This window comes from Streptomyces polygonati (genome assembly GCF_042650325.1).
Taxonomy (GTDB): domain Bacteria; phylum Actinomycetota; class Actinomycetes; order Streptomycetales; family Streptomycetaceae; genus Actinacidiphila; species Actinacidiphila polygonati.
Genome location: NZ_JBHSBB010000005.1, coordinates 64,112 through 85,827, shown reverse-complemented (window position 1 = coordinate 85,827; position 21,716 = coordinate 64,112). Strand labels below are relative to the sequence as shown.

At 70.0% G+C, this 21,716-nt stretch carries 19 protein-coding genes, 1 pseudogene and 1 riboswitch; of the genes and pseudogenes, 12 read left to right on the top strand and 8 right to left on the bottom strand.

Features of this window, described 5'->3' with window-relative positions:
- Nucleotides 1-209 precede the first annotated feature (209 nt).
- Both whiG and ACFO3J_RS03915 read left to right on the top strand, forming a co-directional pair.
- Nucleotides 210-1,046: an RNA polymerase sigma factor WhiG gene (gene whiG / locus ACFO3J_RS03920; RefSeq protein WP_386426154.1), complete on the top strand. Its 837-nt coding sequence runs from the start codon at nucleotides 210-212 to the stop codon at nucleotides 1,044-1,046.
- A gap of 53 nt (nucleotides 1,047-1,099) precedes the next feature.
- The gene (locus ACFO3J_RS03915) at nucleotides 1,100-1,657 is read left to right on the top strand and encodes a TetR/AcrR family transcriptional regulator (protein ID WP_386426597.1); all 558 of its coding nucleotides are present in this window, start codon (nucleotides 1,100-1,102) and stop codon (nucleotides 1,655-1,657) included.
- 71 nt (nucleotides 1,658-1,728) lie between these two features.
- On the opposite strand, the gene ACFO3J_RS03910 is transcribed toward ACFO3J_RS03915, so the two are convergent.
- A complete protein-coding gene (locus ACFO3J_RS03910; RefSeq protein ID WP_386426152.1) occupies nucleotides 1,729-2,358 on the bottom strand; it encodes a M23 family metallopeptidase in 630 nt (209 codons plus the stop codon).
- Nucleotides 2,359-2,624: 266 nt separating this feature from the next.
- On the opposite strand from ACFO3J_RS03910, the gene rpsB reads away from it, so the two are divergent.
- From rpsB to ACFO3J_RS03885, 5 genes are all read left to right on the top strand, one after another.
- A complete protein-coding gene (gene rpsB, locus ACFO3J_RS03905) occupies nucleotides 2,625-3,584 on the top strand; it encodes a 30S ribosomal protein S2 (protein WP_386426151.1) in 960 nt (319 codons plus the stop codon).
- A 141-nt stretch (nucleotides 3,585-3,725) separates the two neighbouring features.
- Entirely contained in the window at nucleotides 3,726-4,562 is an 837-nt protein-coding gene (gene tsf, locus ACFO3J_RS03900; RefSeq protein WP_386426149.1) for a translation elongation factor Ts, read from the top strand.
- Between the two features lie 189 nt (nucleotides 4,563-4,751).
- Nucleotides 4,752-5,546: a UMP kinase gene (gene pyrH / locus ACFO3J_RS03895; protein WP_386426147.1), complete on the top strand. Its 795-nt coding sequence runs from the start codon at nucleotides 4,752-4,754 to the stop codon at nucleotides 5,544-5,546.
- Between the two features lie 139 nt (nucleotides 5,547-5,685).
- Entirely contained in the window at nucleotides 5,686-6,243 is a 558-nt protein-coding gene (gene frr, locus ACFO3J_RS03890; RefSeq protein WP_386426595.1) for a ribosome recycling factor, read from the top strand.
- Between the two features lie 159 nt (nucleotides 6,244-6,402).
- The gene (locus ACFO3J_RS03885) at nucleotides 6,403-7,335 is read left to right on the top strand and encodes a phosphatidate cytidylyltransferase (RefSeq protein ID WP_386426593.1); all 933 of its coding nucleotides are present in this window, start codon (nucleotides 6,403-6,405) and stop codon (nucleotides 7,333-7,335) included.
- A 290-nt stretch (nucleotides 7,336-7,625) separates the two neighbouring features.
- Here the strand turns inward: ACFO3J_RS03885 and ACFO3J_RS03880 are convergent, their stop codons facing one another.
- The 4 genes and pseudogenes from ACFO3J_RS03880 to ACFO3J_RS03865 all read right to left on the bottom strand — a co-directional run bounded on the left by ACFO3J_RS03880 (nucleotide 7,626) and on the right by ACFO3J_RS03865 (nucleotide 11,147).
- Complete coding sequence (locus ACFO3J_RS03880; protein WP_386426145.1) at nucleotides 7,626-7,952, bottom strand: hypothetical protein; 327 nt, start codon at nucleotides 7,950-7,952, stop codon at nucleotides 7,626-7,628.
- 732 nt (nucleotides 7,953-8,684) lie between these two features.
- A pseudogene (locus tag ACFO3J_RS03875) lies at nucleotides 8,685-9,854 on the bottom strand (tyrosine-type recombinase/integrase).
- Between the two features lie 151 nt (nucleotides 9,855-10,005).
- Entirely contained in the window at nucleotides 10,006-10,767 is a 762-nt protein-coding gene (locus ACFO3J_RS03870) for a hypothetical protein (RefSeq protein ID WP_386426144.1), read from the bottom strand.
- On the bottom strand, nucleotides 10,764-11,147 hold the full coding sequence (locus ACFO3J_RS03865; protein WP_386426143.1) for a hypothetical protein: 384 nt from the start codon (nucleotides 11,145-11,147) through the stop codon (nucleotides 10,764-10,766). Before ACFO3J_RS03865 ends, ACFO3J_RS03870 begins: the two co-directional genes overlap by 4 nt.
- A gap of 238 nt (nucleotides 11,148-11,385) precedes the next feature.
- Here ACFO3J_RS03865 and rlmN point away from each other — a divergent pair, with 238 nt between their 5' ends.
- The 4 genes from rlmN (at nucleotide 11,386) to ACFO3J_RS03845 (ending at nucleotide 16,609) form a co-directional block, all read left to right on the top strand.
- Nucleotides 11,386-12,492 (top strand): 23S rRNA (adenine(2503)-C(2))-methyltransferase RlmN, encoded by a 1,107-nt coding sequence (rlmN, locus tag ACFO3J_RS03860; RefSeq protein WP_386426141.1) that lies wholly within the window; start codon nucleotides 11,386-11,388, stop codon nucleotides 12,490-12,492.
- A gap of 30 nt (nucleotides 12,493-12,522) precedes the next feature.
- Nucleotides 12,523-12,635, top strand: a riboswitch (TPP riboswitch).
- On the top strand, nucleotides 12,627-13,733 hold the full coding sequence (locus ACFO3J_RS03855) for a thiamine ABC transporter substrate-binding protein (protein ID WP_386426139.1): 1,107 nt from the start codon (nucleotides 12,627-12,629) through the stop codon (nucleotides 13,731-13,733). Its footprint overlaps the riboswitch before it by 9 nt.
- A 131-nt stretch (nucleotides 13,734-13,864) precedes the next feature.
- A complete protein-coding gene (locus ACFO3J_RS03850) occupies nucleotides 13,865-15,481 on the top strand; it encodes an ABC transporter permease (protein ID WP_386426592.1) in 1,617 nt (538 codons plus the stop codon).
- A gap of 93 nt (nucleotides 15,482-15,574) precedes the next feature.
- Nucleotides 15,575-16,609, top strand: a complete 1,035-nt coding sequence (locus ACFO3J_RS03845) for an ABC transporter ATP-binding protein (protein ID WP_386426591.1) — start codon at nucleotides 15,575-15,577, stop codon at nucleotides 16,607-16,609.
- 49 nt (nucleotides 16,610-16,658) lie between these two features.
- Here ACFO3J_RS03845 and ACFO3J_RS03840 read toward each other — a convergent pair whose 3' ends face one another.
- The 3 genes from ACFO3J_RS03840 to ACFO3J_RS03830 all read right to left on the bottom strand — a co-directional run bounded on the left by ACFO3J_RS03840 (nucleotide 16,659) and on the right by ACFO3J_RS03830 (nucleotide 19,883).
- Entirely contained in the window at nucleotides 16,659-17,747 is a 1,089-nt protein-coding gene (locus ACFO3J_RS03840) for an LOG family protein (protein WP_386426589.1), read from the bottom strand.
- Nucleotides 17,748-17,983: 236 nt separating this feature from the next.
- Nucleotides 17,984-19,105: a hypothetical protein gene (locus ACFO3J_RS03835; protein ID WP_386426137.1), complete on the bottom strand. Its 1,122-nt coding sequence runs from the start codon at nucleotides 19,103-19,105 to the stop codon at nucleotides 17,984-17,986.
- Nucleotides 19,106-19,160: 55 nt separating this feature from the next.
- Nucleotides 19,161-19,883 (bottom strand): ABC transporter ATP-binding protein, encoded by a 723-nt coding sequence (locus ACFO3J_RS03830; RefSeq protein ID WP_386426136.1) that lies wholly within the window; start codon nucleotides 19,881-19,883, stop codon nucleotides 19,161-19,163.
- A 292-nt stretch (nucleotides 19,884-20,175) separates the two neighbouring features.
- Between ACFO3J_RS03830 and ACFO3J_RS03825 the strand changes: the two genes are divergently transcribed.
- The gene (locus ACFO3J_RS03825) at nucleotides 20,176-21,621 is read left to right on the top strand and encodes a gamma-aminobutyraldehyde dehydrogenase (RefSeq protein WP_386426135.1); all 1,446 of its coding nucleotides are present in this window, start codon (nucleotides 20,176-20,178) and stop codon (nucleotides 21,619-21,621) included.
- Nucleotides 21,622-21,716 lie beyond the last annotated feature (95 nt).

The window sequence follows — 21,716 nt, the reverse complement described above, 5'->3', positions numbered from 1 at the left end:
GCATGATGGCGCCACGGTGGGCAGCCTTGCCCCCGCGCCGGGCCGCGTACCCGGCCCGGCGCTCCCGCAGCCGTAGAGGAACGTATCTGCGCATGTCCCACACGGATGCCGTAGCAATCAGCGACACTATGGTCACGCTACGCTCGCGGAGGCTCGATTTCCCGATCAATCCGATGACAACGCCACGGCAGAACGGCTCACAACGACGCATGCCCCAGCACACCCCCGGGTCGCAGCGGGCGACGGCCGCCACCGCCGCCCCCACGGCCACCCGGCCCGCCGCCCCCACCTCGCTCGACGCGCTGTGGCGGACCTACAAGTCCACGGGGGACGCTCGGCTGCGGGAACAACTGATCCTGCACTACTCGCCACTGGTGAAATACGTGGCAGGACGGGTCAGCGTGGGACTTCCGGCCAATGTCGAACAAGCCGACTTCGTGTCGTCCGGAGTATTCGGACTCATCGACGCCATCGAGAAGTTCGACCCCGAGCGGGCCATCAAATTCGAGACATACGCGATCACCCGCATCCGCGGCGCCATGATCGACGAACTGCGCGCCCTGGACTGGATCCCCCGCTCCGTCCGGCAGAAAGCCCGGGCCGTCGAACGCGCCTACGCCACCCTGGAAGCGAAACTGCGCCGCACCCCCAGCGAACAGGAGGTCGCCGCCGAAATGGGCGTCGGGCTGGAGGAACTGCACGGCGTCTTCAGCGCGCTGTCACTCGCCAACGTCGTCGCACTCGAAGAACTCCTGCACGCCGGCGGCGAGGGCGGCGACCGCCTCAGCCTGGTCGACACCCTGGAGGACACCGGCGCCGACAACCCCGTCGAAGTCGCCGAGGACCGCGAACTGCGCCGCCTGCTCGCCCGCGCCGTCAACACCCTCCCCGAACGGGAGAAAACGGTCGTCACCCTCTACTACTACGAGGGCCTGACCCTGGCCGAGATCGGGCAGGTCCTCGGGGTCACCGAAAGCCGGGTCAGCCAGATCCACACCAAGTCGGTACTCCAACTACGGGCAAAGCTGGCCGACGTAGGACGCTGAGCCCCGGGCGGACTGTCTACAGTGGAGCAATGCCCAGGATTCGAGCGGCCTCGGTGGCCGAACACCGGACGATGCAGCGTCGCGCCCTGCTGGACGCCGCTCGCGCCCTGCTCTCGGAGGGCGGCACCGAAGCCCTCACCTTCCCGGCCCTGGCCGAGCGCACCGGCCTGGCCCGCTCCTCGGTCTACGAGTACTTCCGCTCCCGGGCCGCCGTCGTCGAAGAACTGTGCGCGGTCGACTTCCCCGTCTGGGCCGCCGAGGTCGAAGCCGCGATGGCCGCGGCGGACACCCCCGAGGCCCAGATCGAGGCATACGTCCGCACCCAGCTCGGCCTGGTCGGCGACCGCAGGCACCGCGCCGTCGTCGCCATCTCGGCCGGCGAACTGGAAGCCGGCGCCCGGGAGAAGATCCGCGCCGCCCACGGCGGCCTGGTCGCCATGGTCGGCGCCGCCCTGACCGCCCTCGGCCACGACGAGCCCCGGCTGATCGCCATGCTGCTCCAGGGCACCGTCGACGCCGCCGTCCGCCGCATCGAACTCGGCGCCGCCGAACACCCCGACCGCATCATCGAAGCCGCGGTCACCATGGCCCTCCACGGCGTCTCCCGCTGATCTTTCGCTTCCCGGGGGCCTCCCCCCTCCCCCCCTCCCCCCCTCCCCCCGCCCCCGCCCCTCCCCTTCCCCTACTCCCGGGCCGGCAGCGGCAGCAGCCTCGACGGCTCCGAGCGGCGCAACGACGGCGGCAGCAGCGTCAGCGGGTCAAGGTAGACATCGCCGTTCAGCAGGCCCCAGTGCAGGCACGGCCCGGGGCAGTGCGGCAGTCCGCCGGACAGCGTGCCCAGCCGGTCGCCGGCCCGCACCGCGGCGCCCACCGGCAGGGTGCCGCGCACTGGTTCGTAGGTGGTGCGCAAGCCGTCGGGCAGCGCGACGACCACCACCGGGACGCCGCCGACCTCCCCGCTGAAGTAGACCCGGCCCGGAGCCGCGGCGCGCACCACCGCGCCGGGGCCGGCCCGTAAGTCCACCCCGCGGTGCCCCGCCGCCCACGGTGCCGGGGGCGGGTCGAAGGCGCGCAGGACCAGCGGCCGCCCCCGCGCCCCCGGTCCCGCCACCGGCCAGCAGCGCGTCCCCGCGCACCCGGGAGCGGTGCCCGGACCCGTCGCCGCCGCCGCAACCGCCGCTGCGGCTGTCGCCGAACCCGCCCCGCCCCGCGCCGCCGTGGCCCCGGGCGCCGGCCCCGCGCCGCCGGCGGTCGGCGCGGCGGCCAGCAGCGTGGCGGCCAGGACCGTGAACCACATCGTTGTGAACGTCATGAGGTGATGATCGCGTGGCGGGGCGCGGTCGGGATGATCTTGGTCGGCAGCCTGTGGATAACTCGGGTGTCGCCTGGTACTCCGCCCGTCCCGTACACTTCCTATGGCGATTCGGGTCACCGGGTCGACTTCGCACGCCCCGCCACTCACCCCCGTTCAGGGGCGGTGGCCGCGCCCCTCGGTCCCTCGTGGCACGGCGCGTCGGGGCGTCAGGCGTGACCGCCGTCCGGTGGTCACGGTAACCGAGCACATCAAGGAGTACGGCCATGGCCGTCGTCACGATGCGGGAGCTGCTCGAGAGCGGCGTCCACTTCGGGCACCAGACCCGTCGCTGGAACCCGAAGATGAAGCGCTTCATCTTCACCGAGCGCAATGGCATCTACATCATCGACCTGCTCCAGTCGCTGTCGTACATCGACCGCGCCTACGAGTTCGTCAAGGAGACCGTCGCGCACGGTGGCTCCATCATGTTCGTGGGCACCAAGAAGCAGGCGCAGGAGGCCATCGCCGAGCAGGCGTCCCGCGTCGGGATGCCGTATGTCAACCAGCGCTGGCTGGGCGGCATGCTCACCAACTTCTCGACCGTCTACAAGCGCCTGCAGCGCCTGAAGGAGCTCGAGGAGATCGACTTCACGGACGTGGCCGCCTCCGGCCTGACCAAGAAGGAACTGCTGGTCCTGTCCCGCGAGAAGGACAAGCTGGAGAAGACCCTCGGCGGTATCCGCGAGATGCAGAAGGTGCCGAGCGCCGTCTGGATCGTGGACACCAAGAAGGAGCACATCGCCGTCGGTGAGGCGCGCAAGCTCCGTATCCCGGTGGTCGCGATCCTGGACACCAACTGCGACCCCGACGAGGTCGACTACAAGATCCCGGGCAACGACGACGCGATCCGTTCCGTCACGCTGCTCACCCGCGTGATCGCCGACGCCGTGGCCGAGGGCCTCATCTCCCGGTCCGGTGCCGCGCTGAACGACAAGAAGGCCGAAGGCGCCGCCGAGCCGCTCGCCGAGTGGGAGCGGGACCTTCTCGAGGGCGAGAAGAAGGCCGACTCCGAGGGCGAGACCCCGGCCGGTGAGGCCCCCGCGGCCGAAGCCGCCGCTGTCGAGACCGAGGCGCCGGCCGAGACCGAGGCTCCGGCGGAAGCCGCCGCCGAGGCCGCGGCGGAGCCGGTCGCCGAGCCCGCCGCCGAGACCCCGGCGAGCGAGGGCGACACCGAGCAGGCCTGAGCCTGACGGCACTCGTCCGGGCAGCCGGCCACCGCAGCCGGTCGTACAGCACGACGAGAACCACGCGTGACGACGGCGGGGGCCCACGCCCCCGCCGTTGACCCGTAGATCCACCGACCATTCGGGAAGAGACCTAAACCCATGGCGAACTTCACCGCCGCCGACGTCAAGAAACTCCGTGAGCTCACCGCCGCGGGCATGATGGACTGCAAGAACGCCCTCACCGAGGCCGAAGGCGACCTGGACAAGGCCGTCGACATCCTCCGCGTCAAGGGCCAGAAGGGTGTCACCAAGCGCGAGGGCCGCTCGGCCTCCAACGGCGCCGTGGTGTCCCTGATCGCCGCGGACAACTCCGAGGGCGTCCTGGTCGAGCTGAAGTGCGAGACCGACTTCGTCGCCAAGGGTGACAAGTTCGTCGCCGTCGCCGAGGCCATCGCCTCGCACGTCGCCGCCACCAAGCCCGCCGGTATCGAGGCGCTGCTCGCCTCCGAGATCAAGGACGGCCAGTCCGTCCAGGCCTTCGTGGACGAGGCCAACGCCACGCTCGGCGAGAAGATCGTGCTCGACCGCTTCGCCCAGTTCACCGACGGCTACGTCGCCTCCTACCTGCACCGCACCAGCCCGGACCTGCCCCCGCAGGTCGGCGTGCTGGTCGAGCTGGACAAGGCCGACGCCCAGACCGCCAAGGACGTCGCCCAGCACATCGCGGCGTTCGCCCCCAAGTTCCTGAGCCGCGACGAGATCGACGCCGAGACGGTGGAGAACGAGCGCCGGCTCGCCGAGGCGACCGCCCGTGAAGAGGGCAAGCCCGAGGCGGCCCTGCCCAGGATCGTCGAGGGCCGGGTGAACGGCTTCTTCAAGGAGAACGTCGTCGTGGAGCAGGCGTTCGCCAAGGACGCCAAGAAGACGGTTCAGAAGGTGCTGGACGAGGCCGGTGTGAAGCTCAAGGCCTTCGCCCGCTTCCGCGTCGGCGTCTGACCACCGCGGCGGCAGACCCTCGGCCCGCCGAGGCGTCTGGCCGACGAATGTCCGACGGCCCCGCTAGGGTCGTACGCGGTCGGCCGCCCGCCGGCCGACCGCAGATGTGACGAGGAGGCCATTGCCGTCCTGGGAACCCCTGAGGACCCACGGCAATGGCCTCCTTTGTACGTGCACGAGGAGACCCCGATGGACGATGGCGCCGACAAGCCCCGAGCCGACCAGCCCCACGACACGGACACCGGCATCCGCAGCGGTGCCGTGCACCGCCGCTACCTGCTGAAGCTGTCCGGCGAGGCGTTCGCCGGAGGAGGTGGCCTGGGTGTCGATCCCGACGTCGTGCACGCCATCGCCCGGGAGATCGCCGCGGTGGTCAGAGAGGGCTACGAGATCGCGCTCGTCGTCGGCGGCGGCAATTTCTTCCGCGGCGCCGAACTCCAGCAGCGCGGCATGGACCGGGCCCGCTCCGACTACATGGGCATGCTCGGCACGGTGATGAACTGCCTGGCCCTCCAGGACTTCCTGGAGAAGGAGGGCATCGAGACCCGGGTGCAGACCGCCATCACCATGGGTCAGGTCGCCGAGCCCTACATCCCGCTGCGCGCCGTCCGGCACCTCGAGAAGGGCCGTGTGGTGATCTTCGGCGCCGGAATGGGCATGCCGTACTTCTCCACCGACACCACCGCCGCCCAGCGGGCCCTGGAGATCGAGGCCACCGCCATGCTGATGGGCAAGAACGGCGTGGACGGCGTCTACGACTCCGATCCCAAGCTCAACCCGGACGCGGTGAAGTTCGACGCGCTGGAGTACGGCGAGGTGATCGCCCGCGATCTGCGGGTCGCCGACCTCACCGCGATCACCCTGTGCCAGGACAACAAGCTGCCGATCCTGGTCTTCGAACTGCTCGCCGAGGGCAACATCGCACGGGCCGTCAAGGGTGAGAAGATCGGCACGCTGGTCAACGATCAGGGCACCCGGGCGTGACGGCGGCCCGGACGCCCGACACCGGACCCGCGGCCGGCTTGCCCGGTGCGGGGATGGACAACACGCTGCCGGTCGGACACCGTGCAGGAAAGACGCGCGCAGGGGCCAGGCTCTGCCTTCTGAATACCAGGAGCACATGGTGATTGAAGAGACCCTCCTCGAAGCCGAGGAGAAGATGGAGAAGGCCGTCGTCGTGGCCAAGGACGACTTCGCGGCGATCCGGACGGGCCGTGCGCACCCGGCGATGTTCAACAAGATCGTTGCCGAGTACTACGGCACCATCACCCCGATCAACCAGCTCGCCTCCTTCGCGGTGCCCGAACCGCGGATGGCCGTGATCACCCCCTTCGACAGCAGCAGCCTGCGCAACATCGAAGAGGCGATCCGCAACTCCGACCTCGGTGTCAATCCGAGCAACGACGGCCGCATCATCCGGGTGGTCTTCCCGCAGCTCACCGAGGAGCGCCGCCGGGACTACATCAAGGTCGCCAAGACCAAGGCCGAGGACGCCAAGATCTCCATCCGCGCCGTCCGCCGCAAGGCCAAGGAGACCCTCGACAAGCTGGTCAAGGACGGCGAGTCGGGTGAGGACGAGGTGCGTCGCGCGGAGAAGGAGCTGGACGACACCACCAACAAGTACGCGGCGCAGGTGGACGACCTGCTCAAGCACAAGGAGACCGAACTGCTGGAGGTCTGACCCTCCGGCCGGTCCCGCGGCGGCGTCCGACCACCGATCCACGACCGTCCTACGACCCACCTACGAGCGATCCACGACCGACCCACGACCGACAACGACGACGCGAGGCGAAGCTCCGTGAACGACTCTTCCTGGGGCGCTTCGCCACGCGCCGGCCACGTGGTGGAACCCCCGTATACGGCGGGTTCCGTGGCGGGGACCGGGGCCAGGAGGAAGACTCCTTCCATGCCGCCACCCCCGCCGTCGCCCGAGCAGCCCCAGCCGGCTCCCGCCAAGAAGTCCGCCGGGCGCGATCTGCGGGCGGCGATCGGGGTCGGTGTCGGGCTCGGCGCCGTGATCATCGCCTCACTGTTCGTCGTCAAGGCGGTCTTCGTCGGCGTGGTGGTAGCCGCGGTCGTGGTCGGCGTATGGGAGCTGACCTCCCGGCTCGCCGAACGCAAGGGCATCCACGTCCCCTTGGTCCCGCTCGCGGTGGGCGGGGCGGCGATGGTGGTGGCCGGATACGTCTGGGGCACGACCGGCGCGTGGACGGCGACGGCGCTCACCGCCCTGGCCGTCCTGGTCTGGCGGATGACCCGGCCCGCCGAGGACTACCTCCGGGACGTCACCGCCGGCGTCTTCACCACCTTCTACGTGCCCTTCCTGGCCACCTTCGTGGTCATGATGCTGGCCGCGGACGACGGCCCCCGCCGCGTCCTGGTCTTCCTGCTGCTCACCGTGATCTCCGACACGGGCGCCTACGCCGTCGGCTGGCGCTTCGGCAGCCACAAGCTGGCGCCGCGGATCAGCCCCGGCAAGACCCGCGAGGGCCTGGCCGGCGCGATGGGCTTCGCGATGGTGGCCGGCGCCCTGCTGATGCAGTTCCTGATCGACGACGGCCGCTGGTGGCAGGGCATCCTCCTCGGCCTGGCCGCCGCGGGCAGCGCCACCCTCGGTGACCTCGGTGAATCCATGATCAAACGCGACCTCGGCATCAAGGACATGGGCACCCTCCTGCCGGGCCACGGCGGCATCATGGACCGCCTGGACTCCCTCCTCCCCACCGCCCCGGTGGTCTGGCTCCTCCTGGTCCTCTTCGTCGGCCAGGGCTGAGGCAGACCCCCAGCCACCCCGCCCCCCTCGATACGGCGGCCGGGACAGGCGCGCGGGTCTGAGACACTGGGAGGCATCATGCCTGTGCCCGGAGAACTTGCAGTCTCATGAGTCGTGTGAGGCCCTCATCAGCGACTTTCGGGCTAATAGAGGACTGGGTGCTCGAACCTGGGCCATGCGTGGGCCGTGGGATCGAGCAGATCTGCGGAGTTGCCCAGGTGCTGAGGAACGCCTCAGAGCCCGCGCTCCTATGAGGGCAGGCTCTGTCGGCGAAGCGGCTGAGGCTGTTGCTAGCGACGCCGGGCCAGCCAGGAGCAGGCGAGCGGCAGGACCGCAGCCATCGCAAGGCATGCGACCCGGATCGGCCAAGGCATCCCGGAATCGATCATCTCCAGAGACTTGGCCATAGCAAACAGCCCAATCACGATACCGCTAATAGAGGAGACCAGGGTTACCGTCTCCAACATCCGACCGGTTTCTCCCTCGGGCACGGATGCCGTGAAGGTAACACCGTAGGGTGTAGTGGTGATCTTGACGAACGATGCTCCGGACGGTTGGGGGTCATCTCCGGAGGATTCGTCGCCAAATGAAATGTTGTTCGTCGTCTCGCTAGTCATTCGGACCTCGCATGCGCCGGCCCTAGGCATTTACCTAGGTGTCCACCGGCAGCAGCCTCAGTTGCGGTCTCGACATGGATTTCACCTCCTCACTGACTGGTTACTTCTTGCGGTCCGCAGCCGCTACTCGTGTTGGCGCTGGGGGTTATTGCGTCGTAATTCCAAGGCTTTGTCCTCTCGCGTGTCGGTGACGGACGCCCCGGGGAGGGCGGTTGCTGGCCGCCAGCTCCGGGAACGCTCGAACGCTAGCATCTTTGGTGCGTTGATGCACCTAGGGTCTGGAGGATGGGTGCGTAAGGTGCCATACTTGGTGCGTCAGTAGCCCATGACCAGGCGCGATGTGTATGGGTAAGATCAAGATGACTCAGAAAGCGAGAAGGGGAGGCCCATGCAGCAGTCGGCTCGTCACCCGCAGCCGCCCGCTAGCGAGCGGTACTCGGTGACCCTTGTGCCGCCGGCAGTCCAAGCCATCAGTCAGTTGACTGAGGTAACTGGATTGAGCAAGACGGATGTAATTAATAGGGCCGTGCAGATCTACGCCTTCTTGGAAGCGCATAGGAGGAACGGGAGCGATGTACTGCTCCGGAGCGCCGACGGCGAAACCGAGCGCGTGCATATCGTGTGAAGGGAAGCCATGAAAGCGCTTAACTTTTTAAAAGGAAATGGGCGGCTCTCGTGGAGAGCCGCCCATTTCCTTCCTGTGTTGTCGCCGAGATCCCCGTAGAGTGTCTATCAGCAGTCAAATATATGGTCTATAGCTCGCCTGGCGCGTTCCTGGCTGCTGGGCATGAGATGGGCGTACACCCGAAGCGTCAGCGCTGGATCGGCATGGCCGAGGCACTCGCTTACCGCCTTGATGCTCTCCCCAGCGTCCAGCAGCACCGGCGCGTAAAAGTGCCTCCGCGCGTGCATGCCGTGCTCGCGTGCGGAGTCGTACGGCCTGCCCGGCTCAGGGGCCGGGATGAGGCCCGCGGCGGCAAGCGCGGGCTCCCACTCCTGGATGTTGAAGTTGCTGCGCCAGACGATCCTGCTGGCCTGGTTGGAGAAGTACAGCCGCTTGGTAACGAGCGGGCCGCCCGGCTTCTTCCACGGCAGGGTGACCGAGACCGGTTTGCAGCCATCCACGTGCGCGTGGATCGCGGCGGCGACTGACCCGGGCAAAGGTACGTCCCGCTCCTTGTTGCACTTCGGCGGGGCGAACACGGCCTTGCCGCGGATGAGCTTCACCTCCCGCACCACGTGCACGATCCCCGCCTCGAAGTCGATCCCGTCGTCTTCGGCGAGGCCGATGATTTCGCCCTGCCGCAGTCCGCATCCGACGGCTACGTCCGCTATCGCCCGGTACCGCTGAGGGAGTGCTGCACGGACCGCGAGCACCTGTTCAGGAAGCCAGGGCACCACACGGGCCGCGCTGATAGCAGGTGGCCGGACGGACTTCGCCTTGCATGGGTTCCGGTTCAACAGCCCATCGTCCACTGCGGCGGAAAGGGCCGCGCGGACGTTGCCGTAGATGATCCGCGCGTACCCGCCGGACATCGGGTCGTCTTCCAGCGCCTTGACGAGCGCCTGAATGTGGGACGGCCGGAAGGAGTCAAGCGGACGGGAGTTGATCCGGGGCAGGCCGTGCAGTTTGACACGAGTCTCTACGGCTATCTGTGTCGTCGGGTCAGCGGTCTGCGAGTCCAACCAGCGCAAGGCGAACTGACGGAACGTCGTGCGGCCCGCCTTGGGATCGACGTAGGTACCACGCATCATGTTCGCGTTGGTCTGCGCGAGCCATTCCTCGGCGAGGTGCCGCTGTCAGTTAGGGAAGGACTCGCTCAGCTCCGACCCGTCCGGACCGATGTAGCGGGCGCGGTAGCGCATTACGGTGCCGTAGCAGTCGGTCTTGATGCGGGCGATTTTGCCGTCGGGGGTAGGTTCCTCTCGGGCTAGCCTTTGACGACACCCGTTTTCTCTCTCTAGGAGTTAAGTAATTTTTCGTATTCTTTTATTCGTGATGGCCTGCGAGCTGGCAGTCGCCCATCGTGTTATTTTGCGCAGGGGTGAGTGGTTACTTCGTGTTATCGCTCGAAGTTTGCTCCCCCTTGCGTCTCTGTAGCTCCTCCATTTTTTTGAGAATACCGAACGCTTTGTCGAGTGCTTCTATTGCCTCTGCGTTAGTCAGGGGTTCCTTGGGTCTGTGTACGACTCGATTTCGCACTCTCAGTATGTCGAGAAGCTCTGACGAGAACTCTTTCGGGAGATTATTTTTAGTAGTATAAGAATTGATCAACTCCCTGATATTGAAATTTTCTATTGTATTCTGAGGTGTTCCCTGCTGAAGCATCATCTCTAGATCGCTCCAAGCTGAGGCGATTTCGTAAGCTATTGCCGTTGTGGCACCGCGCGATAGGTCCGTTGCTACCTCGGCTGCTTCCCGAGTTTTCCTTGCAGTGATAGAGCTAGTAGCAGCAGCGATGGCAGCGCCCAGGGCGGCGCTCACAGTTGCCACGGTAGCGTTCGCTGCGGGTAGGTGGAGTCCGGCACTCGCATGGATAACCACTGTGAAACCGACCGTCACCAAGATTATCGGGATGATCACAATTAGTGATCTCACTACTGTCAGTTGGGCAAGAATTCTTCTCTTTTGGCCTTCGTGGCGCGAAGCGAGATAAATGTCTCCTCGCTCCACCATCCTAGAACCACGACCGTCAGCGATGAGACGAGCGCGAAGGATTAGGTCGTCAGAAATCTGACGTGAGACTTCTTCGACATCACGCTTGGCATCGGGGGAGATCTGCGTCTCATGAGAGTCGTCCGCGAACTCGCTCATCGATTCCGTCCTACGAGATAGGTGGAGATTCCGACGAGCAGTGAAACGGCGAATCCGATGGAGCCGACAGGGCTGGCTAGGTTGCTCGCAAAAACCCCCGCGACGGCCGCTGCGGTATAAGAGGCGATATCCAGCAGGTGCTTTACTGGGGGCACGGGTCTTTGTATGTGACCTCGGCGGCCAAGCTGATATGCTTCGCGGACATAGCTGGAGGTGATGATAGCTGGCCCGTTCCCGACATGATAGCTGACCTCAAGTCTGTTTGCCTCAGTGGAGATATCTATTCCGAACTCTTTGAGGCATATCTCTAGTTCCATCCGCGCGTCTGGTGGAAGCGCTCCGCTTCCTGGTACTTCGATGATCCGATCGTCAGATGCCACATGGCCATGCTAGCGATCCATTCTCTGCGGGTGTGGGAATCGTTGACAGTTGGGCCGGTTCCTCGGACGGAGGACGAAAGATCCGGCTGTCCGATCACAGAGATCTCTCACACGGCAAGCCGGGCCGTCTCTGGGCCGTCAAGCGACGGCCCAGAGACGGCCACGGACGACCGGAGACGACCGTCACCCTGCTGTCCGGACTGGCCATGGCGCCGGGTCTGAGACACTGGGAGGCATCATGCCTGTGCCCGGAGAACTCACTTTCGCTGTGCCGCGCGGAGCCAAGAAGCCGCCGCGGCACCTTGCCGACCTTTCGCCCGCGGAGCGGAAGGAGGCGGTGGCCGAGCTCGGGGAGAAGCCGTTCCGGGCCAAGCAGCTGTCGCAGCACTACTTCGCGCGGTACGCCGACGACCCGGCGGCGTGGACGGACATACCGGCCGCGTCGCGGGGGAAGCTCGCCGAGGGGCTGCTGCCGGAGCTGATGACCGTGGTCCGGCACGCGTCGTGCGACGACGGCGACACCCGCAAGACGCTGTGGCGGCTGTTCGACGGGACGCTCGTCGAGTCGGTGCTGATGCGCTATCCGGACCGGGTGACGATGTGCATCTCCTCGCAGGCCGGCTGCGGAATGAACTGCCCGTTCTGCGCCACCGGCCAGGCGGGCTTGGACCGCAATCTGTCCACCGCGGAGATCGTGCACCAGATCGTGGCCGGCATGCGCTCGCTGCGGGACGGCGAGGTGCCCGGAGGCGCGGCCCGGCTGTCGAACATCGTCTTCATGGGGATGGGCGAACCGCTGGCCAACTACAACCGCGTGGTCGGCGCCATCCGCCGGCTCACCGACCCCGAGCCCGACGGCCTCGGTCTGTCGCAGCGCGGCATCACCGTGTCCACCGTCGGACTGGTCCCCGCCATGAACCGGTTCGCCGACGAAGGCTTCAAGTGCCGCCTGGCGGTGTCGCTGCACGCCCCCGACGACGAACTGCGCGACACCCTCGTCCCGGTCAACACCCGCTGGAAGGTCCGCGAGGTGCTGGACGCCGCCTGGCGCTACGCCGATCTGTCCGGCCGCCGTATCTCCATCGAGTACGCGCTGATCCGCGACATCAACGACCAGGCGTGGCGGGCCGACCGGCTCGGCCGGCTGCTCAAGAACCACCGGGTGCACGTCAATCTGATCCCGCTCAACCCCACCCCCGGCTCCCGGTGGACGGCCTCCCGGCCGCAGGACGAGCGGGCGTTCGTCGCCGCCCTCGAAGCGCACGGCGTGCCCGTGACCGTACGGGACACCCGCGGCCAGGAGATCGACGGCGCTTGCGGCCAGCTCGCGGCATCCGAACGCTGACCTGCTGCTACCGTGCATTCATACAAATGAACATTCCGACAGGGGAGCGCCTGAGACGGCGCTGAGAGTGCGGCCCCCGAGGCCGCAGACCCTCGTTACCTGATCCGGGTCATACCGGCGTAGGGAGTCACCACATGAAGACCGTCCGTCGGCGTGCCGTCAGCGCGCTCGTCCTCGCCACCGCGGGAGTCACCGCCCTGGCCGCGTGCGGCAGCGGTTCCGGGTCCGGCGCCGCGAGCGACAGCGCGAAAGCCGGGCCTGCCTCCAAGACTGTCACCCTGGTCAGCCACGACTCCTTCGCCGCGTCCAAGCCGGTGCTGGCCGAGTTCACCAAGGAGACCGGCTACACCGTCAAGGTGCTGCGCGGCGGTGACGCGGGCGCGGCCGTCAACCAGGCGATCCTCACCAAGGACCACCCGCGCGGTGACGTCTTCTTCGGTGTCGACAACACGCTGCTCTCCCGGGCGCTCGACAACGGCCTGTTCGACCCGTACACCGCCAAGGACCTCGGGCAGATCCCCTCCGACGTCCAACTCGACGCGGCCCGGCACCGCGTCACCCCCATCGACTCCGGCGATGTCTGCGTCAACTACGACCGCGCCTACTTCACCGCGCACAAGCTCAGCCCGCCGCGGACCTTCGCCGACCTGGTCAAGCCGCAGTACAAGAACCTGCTGGTCACCGAGAACGTCAGCACCTCCTCGCCCGGCCTGGCGTTCATGCTGGGCAGCGCCGCCACCTACGGCGACGACGGCTGGCAGGCGTACTGGAAGCAGCTCAAGAACAACGGCGTCCAGGTGGTCGACAGCTGGGAGCAGGCGTACGACCAGAGCTTCTCCGGCTCGGGCGCCGGCAAGAAGGCCAAGGGTGACCGGCCGCTGGTCGTCTCCTACGCCTCCAGCCCGCCCGCCGAAGTGGTCGGCGTCAGCCCCGAGCCCGCGCAGTCCCCGGTCGGCGTGTCCACCGGCACCTGCTTCCGGCAGATCGAGTTCGCCGGGCTGCTGCACGGCGCGAAGAACACCGCGGGCGGCAAGGCGCTGATCGACTTCATGATCGGCAAGACCTTCCAGGAGGACATGCCGCTCCAGATGTACGTGGACCCGGTGCGCGAGGGGGCCACCGAACCCGCGGTGTTCGTCAAGTACGGCGCCCGGATCGACCACCCGACCACGCTGGCCCCCGACAAGATCGCGGCCAAGCGGGACGACTGGGTCAAGGCATGGACCTCGATCGTCCTGTGACCGCACCGGCGGCGGGGGAGTCCCTGCCCGGAAAGCCCCCGGCCGCCGATCCCGGTCCCGCCGCCGACCCCGTCACCGACCCCGCCGGGGCGCCCCACGCCGGTCGCGGCACCGCGATCCGGCTCGCCCTGATGACCCCGCCGCTCGCCTTCTTCGCGGTCTTCTTCGCCTACCCCGTCGCCTCCATCGTGGGCCGCGGCCTGCACCAGGGGGGCCGCTGGCGGCTCGGCCCGATCGGGGACGTGCTCGGCGACGCCTCCGTCCGGCACGTGCTGTGGTTCACCTGTTGGCAGGCGGCCGCCTCCACCGCGCTGACGCTGGCCCTCGCGCTGCCCGGCGCGTACGTCTTCGCCCGGCTGGAATTCCCCGGCAAGCGGCTGCTGCGGGCGGTCGTCACCGTGCCCTTCGTGCTGCCGACGGTGGTGGCCGGCACCGCCTTCCTGGCGCTGCTGGGCCGGGGCGGCTTCACCGACGATCTGCTCGGCTTCCGGCTGGACACCAGTGTGTGGGCGATCCTCGTCGCGCATGTCTTCTTCAACTACGCGGTGGTCGTGCGCACCGTCGGCGGGCTGTGGGCGCAACTCGACCCCCGGCAGGAGGAAGCCGCCCGGATGCTCGGCGCCGGGCGGTTCGCGGCCTGGCGGCGGGTGACGCTGCCCGCGCTCGGACCGTCGGTGGCCGCCGCCGCGCTGATGGTGTTCCTGTTCACCTTCACCTCCTTCGGCGTGATCCAGATCCTCGGCGGACCCACGTACTCCACCCTCGAAGTCGAGATCTACCGGCAGACCGCGGAACTCCTCGACCTGCCCACCGCCGCCGTGCTGACCCTGCTCCAACTCGCCGCCGTCGCCGGCATCCTGGCCGTGCACGCCTGGACGGTACGGCGCCGCGAGGCGACCTTGCGGCTGGTCGACGCGGCCCGCACCGCGCACCGGCCGCGCGGCGGTGAACGGGTCCTGCTGGCCACTGTGCTCGGCGTCGTCGCGCTGCTGATCCTGCTGCCGCTCGGCGTACTCGTCGCCCGCTCGCTGGACGGCCCCGGCGGCTACGGCTTCACCTACTACCGGGCCCTGGCCTCCTCCGACGCCAGCGGCGGCACCTTCCTGGTCGCCCCGCTGGAGACGGTGTGGAACTCGCTGCGGTACGCGGCCGTCGCCACCGTCGTGGCGCTGCTGATCGGCGGGCTGGCCGCGGCGGCGCTGGTCCGTGGCGCCGGGCGGCTGGTCCGCGGCTTCGACGCGCTGCTGATGCTGCCGCTGGGCACCTCCGCCGTCACCGTGGGCTTCGGCTTCCTGATCACCCTGGACAAGCCGCCGCTGGACCTGCGGGACTCCTGGCTGCTGGTGCCGCTCGCGCAGGCACTGGTCGGGGTGCCGTTCGTGATCCGGGTCATGCTGCCGGTGCTGCGAGCCGTCGACCACCGGCTGCGGGAGGCCGCGGCGGTGCTGGGCGCGTCGCCGGCCCGGGTCTGGCGCGAGGTCGAACTGCCCTTCGTCGGGCGGGCGCTGGGCATCGCCGCCGGGTTCGCCTTCGCGGTCTCGCTCGGCGAGTTCGGCGCGACGGTCTTCATCGCCCGCCCCGACAGCCCCACCCTCCCGGTCGCCGTCGCCCGCCTGCTCGGCCGGGCCGGCGCCGCCAACTACGGGCAGGCGATGGCCCTGAGCACCATCTTGATGCTGGTGTGCGCCGCCTCGCTGCTGATCCTGGAGAACCTCAGGACCGGCGCCGACTCCTCCGGGGAGTTCTAGATGACAGCCCAGCCGGCCCAGCCGGAAAAGCCCCGGCTCCAGCCCCCGCCCGGTCCGCGGCCTCAAGCCGCCACCGCGCCCCATACCGGGCCGCTGCTGCGCCTGGAGGCGGCGACCGTACGATTCGGCGCGCGCGCCGCCCTCGACGCGCTGGACCTGGAGGTCGCCGCGCACGAGATCGTCTGCGTGCTCGGCCCCAGCGGCAGCGGCAAGTCCACCCTGCTGCGGGCCGTGGCCGGCCTCCAGCGGCTCGACGCCGGGCGGGTGCTGCTCGACGGCGCCGACCAGCGGACGGTGCCCGCGCACAAACGCGGGGTGGGCCTGATGTTCCAGGACCACCAGCTCTTCCCGCAGCGCGACGTCGGCGGCAATGTCGCCTTCGGACCGCGCATGCACAAGGTGGCGCGCGGGCCGCGCGACCGCCGGGTGGCCGAACTCCTCGACCTGGTGGGCCTGCCCGGCGCCGCCCGGCGCGCCGTCGCCACCCTGTCCGGCGGCGAGCAGCAGCGCGTCGCGCTGGCCAGGGCGCTGGCCCCCGAGCCCCGGCTGCTGATGCTCGACGAACCGCTCGGCCAGCTCGACCGCTCGCTGCGCGAACGGCTCGTGGTCGAACTGCGGCAGCTCTTCGGCCGGTTGGGCACCACCGTGCTGGCCGTCACCCACGACCAGGGGGAGGCGTTCGCGCTCGCCGACCGCGTCGTGGTGATGCGGGACGGCCGGATCGCCCAGTCCGGCACGCCGCTGGAGGTCTGGCTGCGCCCGGCCTCGGAGTTCGTCGCCCGCTTCCTCGGCTTCGACAACATCACCGCGGCCACCGTCGACGGCGGGACCGCCACCACCACGTGGGGTGAACTGCCCGTCCCCGACGGCACCCCGCGAGGTCCCGGCCTGCTGCTGGTACGGCCCACCGGAGTACGGCTGGGGCCGCCGGACAGCGGTCTGGCCTGCGAGGTGCTCGCCCGCACCTTCCGCGGCGGGCATGTCGCGGTGACGCTGCGGCCCGAGCGCGGGCCGGCGCTGGAGGCCGAGTGCGGACTGCGGGACGCCCCGGCACCGGGGGACCGGGTCGGCGCGGTCTTCGCCGCCGAGGACATCGTCGTACTGGACGGGACCGCCGCCGGCCGATGAGGCACCGGGGATCGGTTCGACCGGCGCCGGCCGGTGGCCCGTCAGCGGGTCAGGCCGCGTCCAGCCGGTCCAGCGCGGCCGGTACGTCGGCCACGCTGTCGACCAGCGCGATCCGGCGGGCCATCGGCCGGCCGTCGGCCAGCGCCTCCAGCAGCGGCCACACCGGCAGGTGGGTGGTCCAGTGGTCCCGGTCGACCAGCACCATCGGGGCCGGCCTGCCCCGCGACTCGTAGTAGTTCGGCGTCGCCGCGTCGAAGACCTCCTGCACCGTGCCGGCCGCCCCCGGCAGGAAGACGACACCCCCGGTGCAGCGGGACAGCAGGCCGTCCTCCCGGGTGGCGTTCGCGAAGAACTTCGCGATGCGGCCGGCGAAGGGGTTCGGCGGCTCGTGGCCGTAGAACCAGGTCGGCAGGCCGTACGAGACGCCGCCGTCCGGCCAGCGCTCCCGTACGGCGAAGGCGGCCGACGCCCAGTCGGTCACGGACGGGCGGAAGGAGGGCTCGCCGGCCAGCACGGTCAGGGCCTTGCCCAGCATCAGATCGTCGAACGGCGCCGCGTACGCGCCGAAGTTGGCGGCCTCCATGGCGCCGGGGCCGCCGCCGGTCGCCACGGTCAGCCCCTTGCGGGTCAGGGCGCGGCCGAGGCGGGCGGTCCCCGCGTAGGACTCGGTGCCGCGTTCCATGGCGTGGCCGCCCATCACGCCCACGACGCGCCGGCCGAGCAGCTCCTCGTCGAGGGCGTCGCCCACCGCGTCGTCATGGATGGAGCGCAGCATCGAGGCGAGTATGTCGCCGTCGGCGGCGGTCCGCTGGAACCAACCGTAGGTCCGGGCGTCCGCGGTGGCCGGGTAACCGCCGTCGTCCAGACCGCCGTAGAGCTCCTCGGGCGTGTAGAGCGTGGCCCGGTACGGGTCGAAGGGCTGCTCGGGCACGGGCGGGAAGACCAGGGCTCCGTTGGCCCGCACATGGGCGAGGGCCTGCGGCTCCATCGGGCAGCCCAGGAACACCGCCTGCGAGGTCTCGGCCACCAGCAGCGCGAAGGTGCGGTCCCTCAGGTCCACCGCCTGCACGCGGTAACCCGCGAACGTCCCGGTGACGGCGACATGGTCGAACTCCGTCAGCGTCTCGATCTCCCGCACGGTGCCTTGCGCGGGCCGTCTGACCCCGGGGCCGGTCCCGGCCGGCGGTTCCTGCGCCGGTGCGGGCGGCGGGGGTTCGCTGCCGTGCTTGTCGCCCGGCGGGGGCGTCGGCGGTACGTCGGGGGAAGGCGTCTCTGCGGGCACGTCCAGCACGATAGCCGTCCGGGCGGTGCGGGTGGGGTCCGCGGTGCCGTCGCCACGCGTTCGGGTGTGCGGCAGTCCGGCGCGGCGGGGTGTCAGGACGGTGTGGGGATGGAGGAGAGGAAGGCGACCAGGAGGGTGAGGGGGAGCAGGGCGCTCAGGACGAGGGTGGTGCGCAAGGCCAGGGCGGCGCGCACGAGGGTCGGGGAGGCGGCCACGTCGCGCAGGGCGGTGGCGGCGTCGGCGCGGGTGCTTTTGGCCCGGCGCAGGGCGAGGGAGGAGGTGGCCAGGAGGCAGAAGGCGATCAGGCCGGTGGCGAAGAGGGTGACGGGGCCGATGGGGTGGCCGGCGGTGTGCTGGAAGACCTGGACGGCCAGGGCGGCGGCCCCCGTCGCGGAGAGCAGGCCCAGCGGGCGGCCGATCGCCCGGGACTCGTGCTGCAGGGCGCGCCCCGCGAGCAGCCGCAGCGCCCCCGGCCGGAAGGAGGCGAGCAGCCGGCCGCAGGCATGGACCAGGCCGGGACCGGCCAGCATCAGGCCTGCGGTGGCGAGCACCCAGCCGCCGACCGCGCCGGGCGGGATCGCGCCGAGGCCGCTGGGCAGCGGGAGCGCGTTCCCCTTGGGCGCGGTGACCTCGACGGCCAGCCCGATCGCGGTGAGCGCCACCCCCCAGGGCAGGCCCCGGGGCGAGTTCTGCGCGGGAGCGGATTCGGGCCGCAGCCGGGCCGCGGTGGCCGCCGCGGCGGTGGCCGGGACCAGCGCGAGCAGGGTGACCGCCCCGGCCAGCGGCAGCGTCTTGCCCGCGGCCAGCAGCCCCGGGCCGACGCCGTCGAACGGCACACCGGTCACGTCCCCGCGCAGCTGGAGGAACGCCAGCAGCGCGACGACGCTGCCGACCGCGCAGACCAGCGCGGCAGTCGCGGCGGCCAGCAGCACGACGCCGATCCGGCCGAGCCCGGCCGCCGCCAGCTCAGCACCGGGCCAGTCGGCGGGCTGCGACCGCCCCACCGCCACCGCGAGCTGCGCGGTCACCGCCACCGGCAGCGCGCACCAGCCGAGTCGTACGACCGCGTCGTACGCGCCGTGCTCGGGGTTCGCCAGCGCCCAGGCGAGCGAGGACAGCAGCAGCAGCCCCGTACCGGCCGAGGCGACCACCACCAGGGCCCAGCGTGCCAGCGCGGCCGGGCGGCTGCCGCGCAGCACCCGCAGGCTCAGCACCCGGGCACCGCGTTTCCCAGGGCGCGGGGCGGGCGCGGCGCCGCCGTGCGGCCGCTCATACCCGGGCCGGTGCGGTGAGTTCGCGGTCGTGCGGGCGCGTCGCGGTGTCCGGGCGCCCGTCCGCGAGGGTGATGGTGCGGTCGGCGTACCGCCCGAGCTCCGGGTCGGTGGTGGCGAGCACCACGGTGATGCCGTGCGAGCGGGCCGCGCTGGTCAGGGTGCGCAGCAGCAGATCGCGGTCCGCGCGGTGCAGCGGGGCGGTCGGCTCGTCGGCGAAGACCACGTCCGGGCCGGTGACCAGCGCCCGGGCCACCGCGATGCGCTGGCGCTGGGAGTGCGGGAGGTCGGCGGGCCGGCGGCGGGCGACGGAGCCGATGTCGAGCCGCTCCAGCCACTCCTGGGCCACCGCCCTGGACTCCCGGTGGCTGTCGCCGCGCATCAGCAGGGGCAGCGCCGCGTTCTCCCACGCGCTCAGTTCGGGCACCAGCTGGTCACCCGGGCCGATCCAGCCGAAGCGGTCGCGCCGCAGCGCTTCGCGCGCCCCCTCCGACAGGGTGTGCACGGGCGCGCTGTTGAACCACACCTCGCCCTCCTCGGGGACCAGCCGCCCGGACAGGCAGTGCAGCAGGGTGGACTTGCCGGAGCCGCGATGCCCCGCCACCGTGAGGATCTCGCCGGCCCGGACGTTGATCGAGACGCCGAGCAGGGCCGGCTCGCCCCGGTAGGAGTGCCGCAGGGCGCGGGCCCAGAGCACGTCGTTGTCGGGCGGGGTCCCCATGCCGTTCCTCCGCGGGTCGTTCCCTCGGCCGTCCGACAGGGGCGCCGAACGCCACTGCGTCAAACGAGCCGCGGGATGGGCGGTCACTCCCGGCACCGTATTCACGCCGCCGGAGCGGCGGGCGGCAGGCGCGGCGGCCGGGTCCTCCGGATGGAGGGCACCCCGTCCGGCCGCGGCCGGCCCGCCTCGCCGGTGCCCGGCCGTTGTCCACAGGCAAACTTCTCGCCGACCCCCATCGTGCTTAAGCTGGATGGTGTCTCAGTAATTGGACAACCATCAGGGAGCGAGCGCCGTGACCGAACTCCGTACTCTGCGCAACTACATCGACGGAGAATTCCGCGACGCCGCCGACGGAGGGACCACCGAGGTGGTCAACCCGGTGACCGGGGAGCCGTACGCCCGGGCGCCGCTGTCCCGGCAGGCCGATGTCGACGCGGCGATGAGCGCGGCGGCGGCCGCCTTCCCCGGCTGGCGGGACAGCACGCCCGCCGAGCGGCAGCGGGCGCTGCTGAGGATCGCGGACGCGGTGGAGGCACGGGCCGGCGAGCTGATCGCCGTGGAGAGCGAGAACACCGGCAAGCCGCTCGCGCTGACCGCGAGCGAGGAGATCCCGCCGATGGTGGACCAGATCCGCTTCTTCGCCGGCGCCGCCCGGATGCTGGAGGGGCGCGCGGCCGGCGAGTACATGGAGGGCATGACCTCCATCGTGCGGCGCGAGCCGGTCGGGGTCTGCGCGCAGGTCGCGCCCTGGAACTACCCGATGATGATGGCGGTGTGGAAGTTCGCGCCCGCCCTCGCGGCCGGCAACACGGTGGTGTTCAAGCCGTCCGACACCACCCCGGCCTCCGCCGTGCTGCTCGCCGAGATCCTCGGCGCGGTCCTGCCCAAGGGCGTCTTCAACCTCGTCTGCGGAGACCGTGACACCGGCCGGCTGATGGTGGAGCACCCGGTGCCGGCCATGGCGTCCATCACCGGTTCGGTGCGGGCCGGCATCGAGGTCGCCGGGTCCGCCGCCAAGAACCTCAAGCGGGTGCACCTGGAGCTGGGCGGCAAGGCGCCGGTCGTCGTCTTCGACGACCTGGACAGCGAAGCCATCGCCAAGGCCGCCGAGGACATCGCGCTGGCCGGCTTCTTCAACGCCGGCCAGGACTGCACGGCCGCCACCCGTGTCCTGGTCCAGGAGTCGATCCACGACGAGTTCACCGCCGCGCTGACCAAGGCCGCCGCCGGGACCAGGACCGGCCTGCCCGACGAGGAGGACGTCCTCTACGGCCCGCTCAACAACGCCGCCCAGCTCGCCCAGGTCAGCGGCTTCATCGAGCGGCTGCCCGGGCACGCCAGGATCCAGACCGGCGGCCACCGGGTCGGCGAGCGCGGCTACTTCTACGCGCCCACCGTGGTCTCCGGGCTCCGGCAGGACGACGAGATCATCCAGCGCGAGGTGTTCGGACCGGTCATCACCGTGCAGTCCTTCACCGACGAGGACCAGGCGGTGGAGTGGGCCAATGGAGTCGAGTACGCGCTGGCCTCCTCGGTCTGGACGAAGAACCACGGACGGGCCATGCGGATGTCGAAGCGGCTGGACTTCGGCTGCGTGTGGATCAACACCCACATCCCGCTGGTCGCCGAGATGCCGCACGGCGGCTTCAAGAACTCCGGCTACGGCAAGGACCTGTCCGGGTACAGCTTCGAGGACTACACGCGGATCAAGCACGTGATGACGTCGCTGGACGCGTGACCCACGCCTGATCCACGCGCGACCGGACGCGTGAGCGCGGACGCGGGGACCGTGCCCGGGCGGCCTTACGGCGGGGGGCGCGTGCCGCCGCCCGC

Bases quoted from the DNA above. Each gene is read 5' to 3' on its own strand.
- whiG (WP_386426154.1), top strand. From the start codon at position 210: ATGCCCCAGCACACCCCCGGGTCGCAGCGGGCGACGGCCGCCACCGCC.
- ACFO3J_RS03910 (WP_386426152.1), bottom strand. From the start codon at position 2,358: ATGACGTTCACAACGATGTGGTTCACGGTCCTGGCCGCCACGCTGCTG.
- rpsB (WP_386426151.1), top strand. From the start codon at position 2,625: ATGGCCGTCGTCACGATGCGGGAGCTGCTCGAGAGCGGCGTCCACTTC.
- tsf (WP_386426149.1), top strand. From the start codon at position 3,726: ATGGCGAACTTCACCGCCGCCGACGTCAAGAAACTCCGTGAGCTCACC.
- pyrH (WP_386426147.1), top strand. From the start codon at position 4,752: ATGGACGATGGCGCCGACAAGCCCCGAGCCGACCAGCCCCACGACACG.
- ACFO3J_RS03880 (WP_386426145.1), bottom strand. From the start codon at position 7,952: ATGACTAGCGAGACGACGAACAACATTTCATTTGGCGACGAATCCTCC.
- ACFO3J_RS03870 (WP_386426144.1), bottom strand. From the start codon at position 10,767: ATGAGCGAGTTCGCGGACGACTCTCATGAGACGCAGATCTCCCCCGAT.
- rlmN (WP_386426141.1), top strand. From the start codon at position 11,386: ATGCCTGTGCCCGGAGAACTCACTTTCGCTGTGCCGCGCGGAGCCAAG.
- ACFO3J_RS03855 (WP_386426139.1), top strand. From the start codon at position 12,627: ATGAAGACCGTCCGTCGGCGTGCCGTCAGCGCGCTCGTCCTCGCCACC.
- ACFO3J_RS03850 (WP_386426592.1), top strand. From the start codon at position 13,865: ATGACCCCGCCGCTCGCCTTCTTCGCGGTCTTCTTCGCCTACCCCGTC.
- ACFO3J_RS03830 (WP_386426136.1), bottom strand. From the start codon at position 19,883: ATGGGGACCCCGCCCGACAACGACGTGCTCTGGGCCCGCGCCCTGCGG.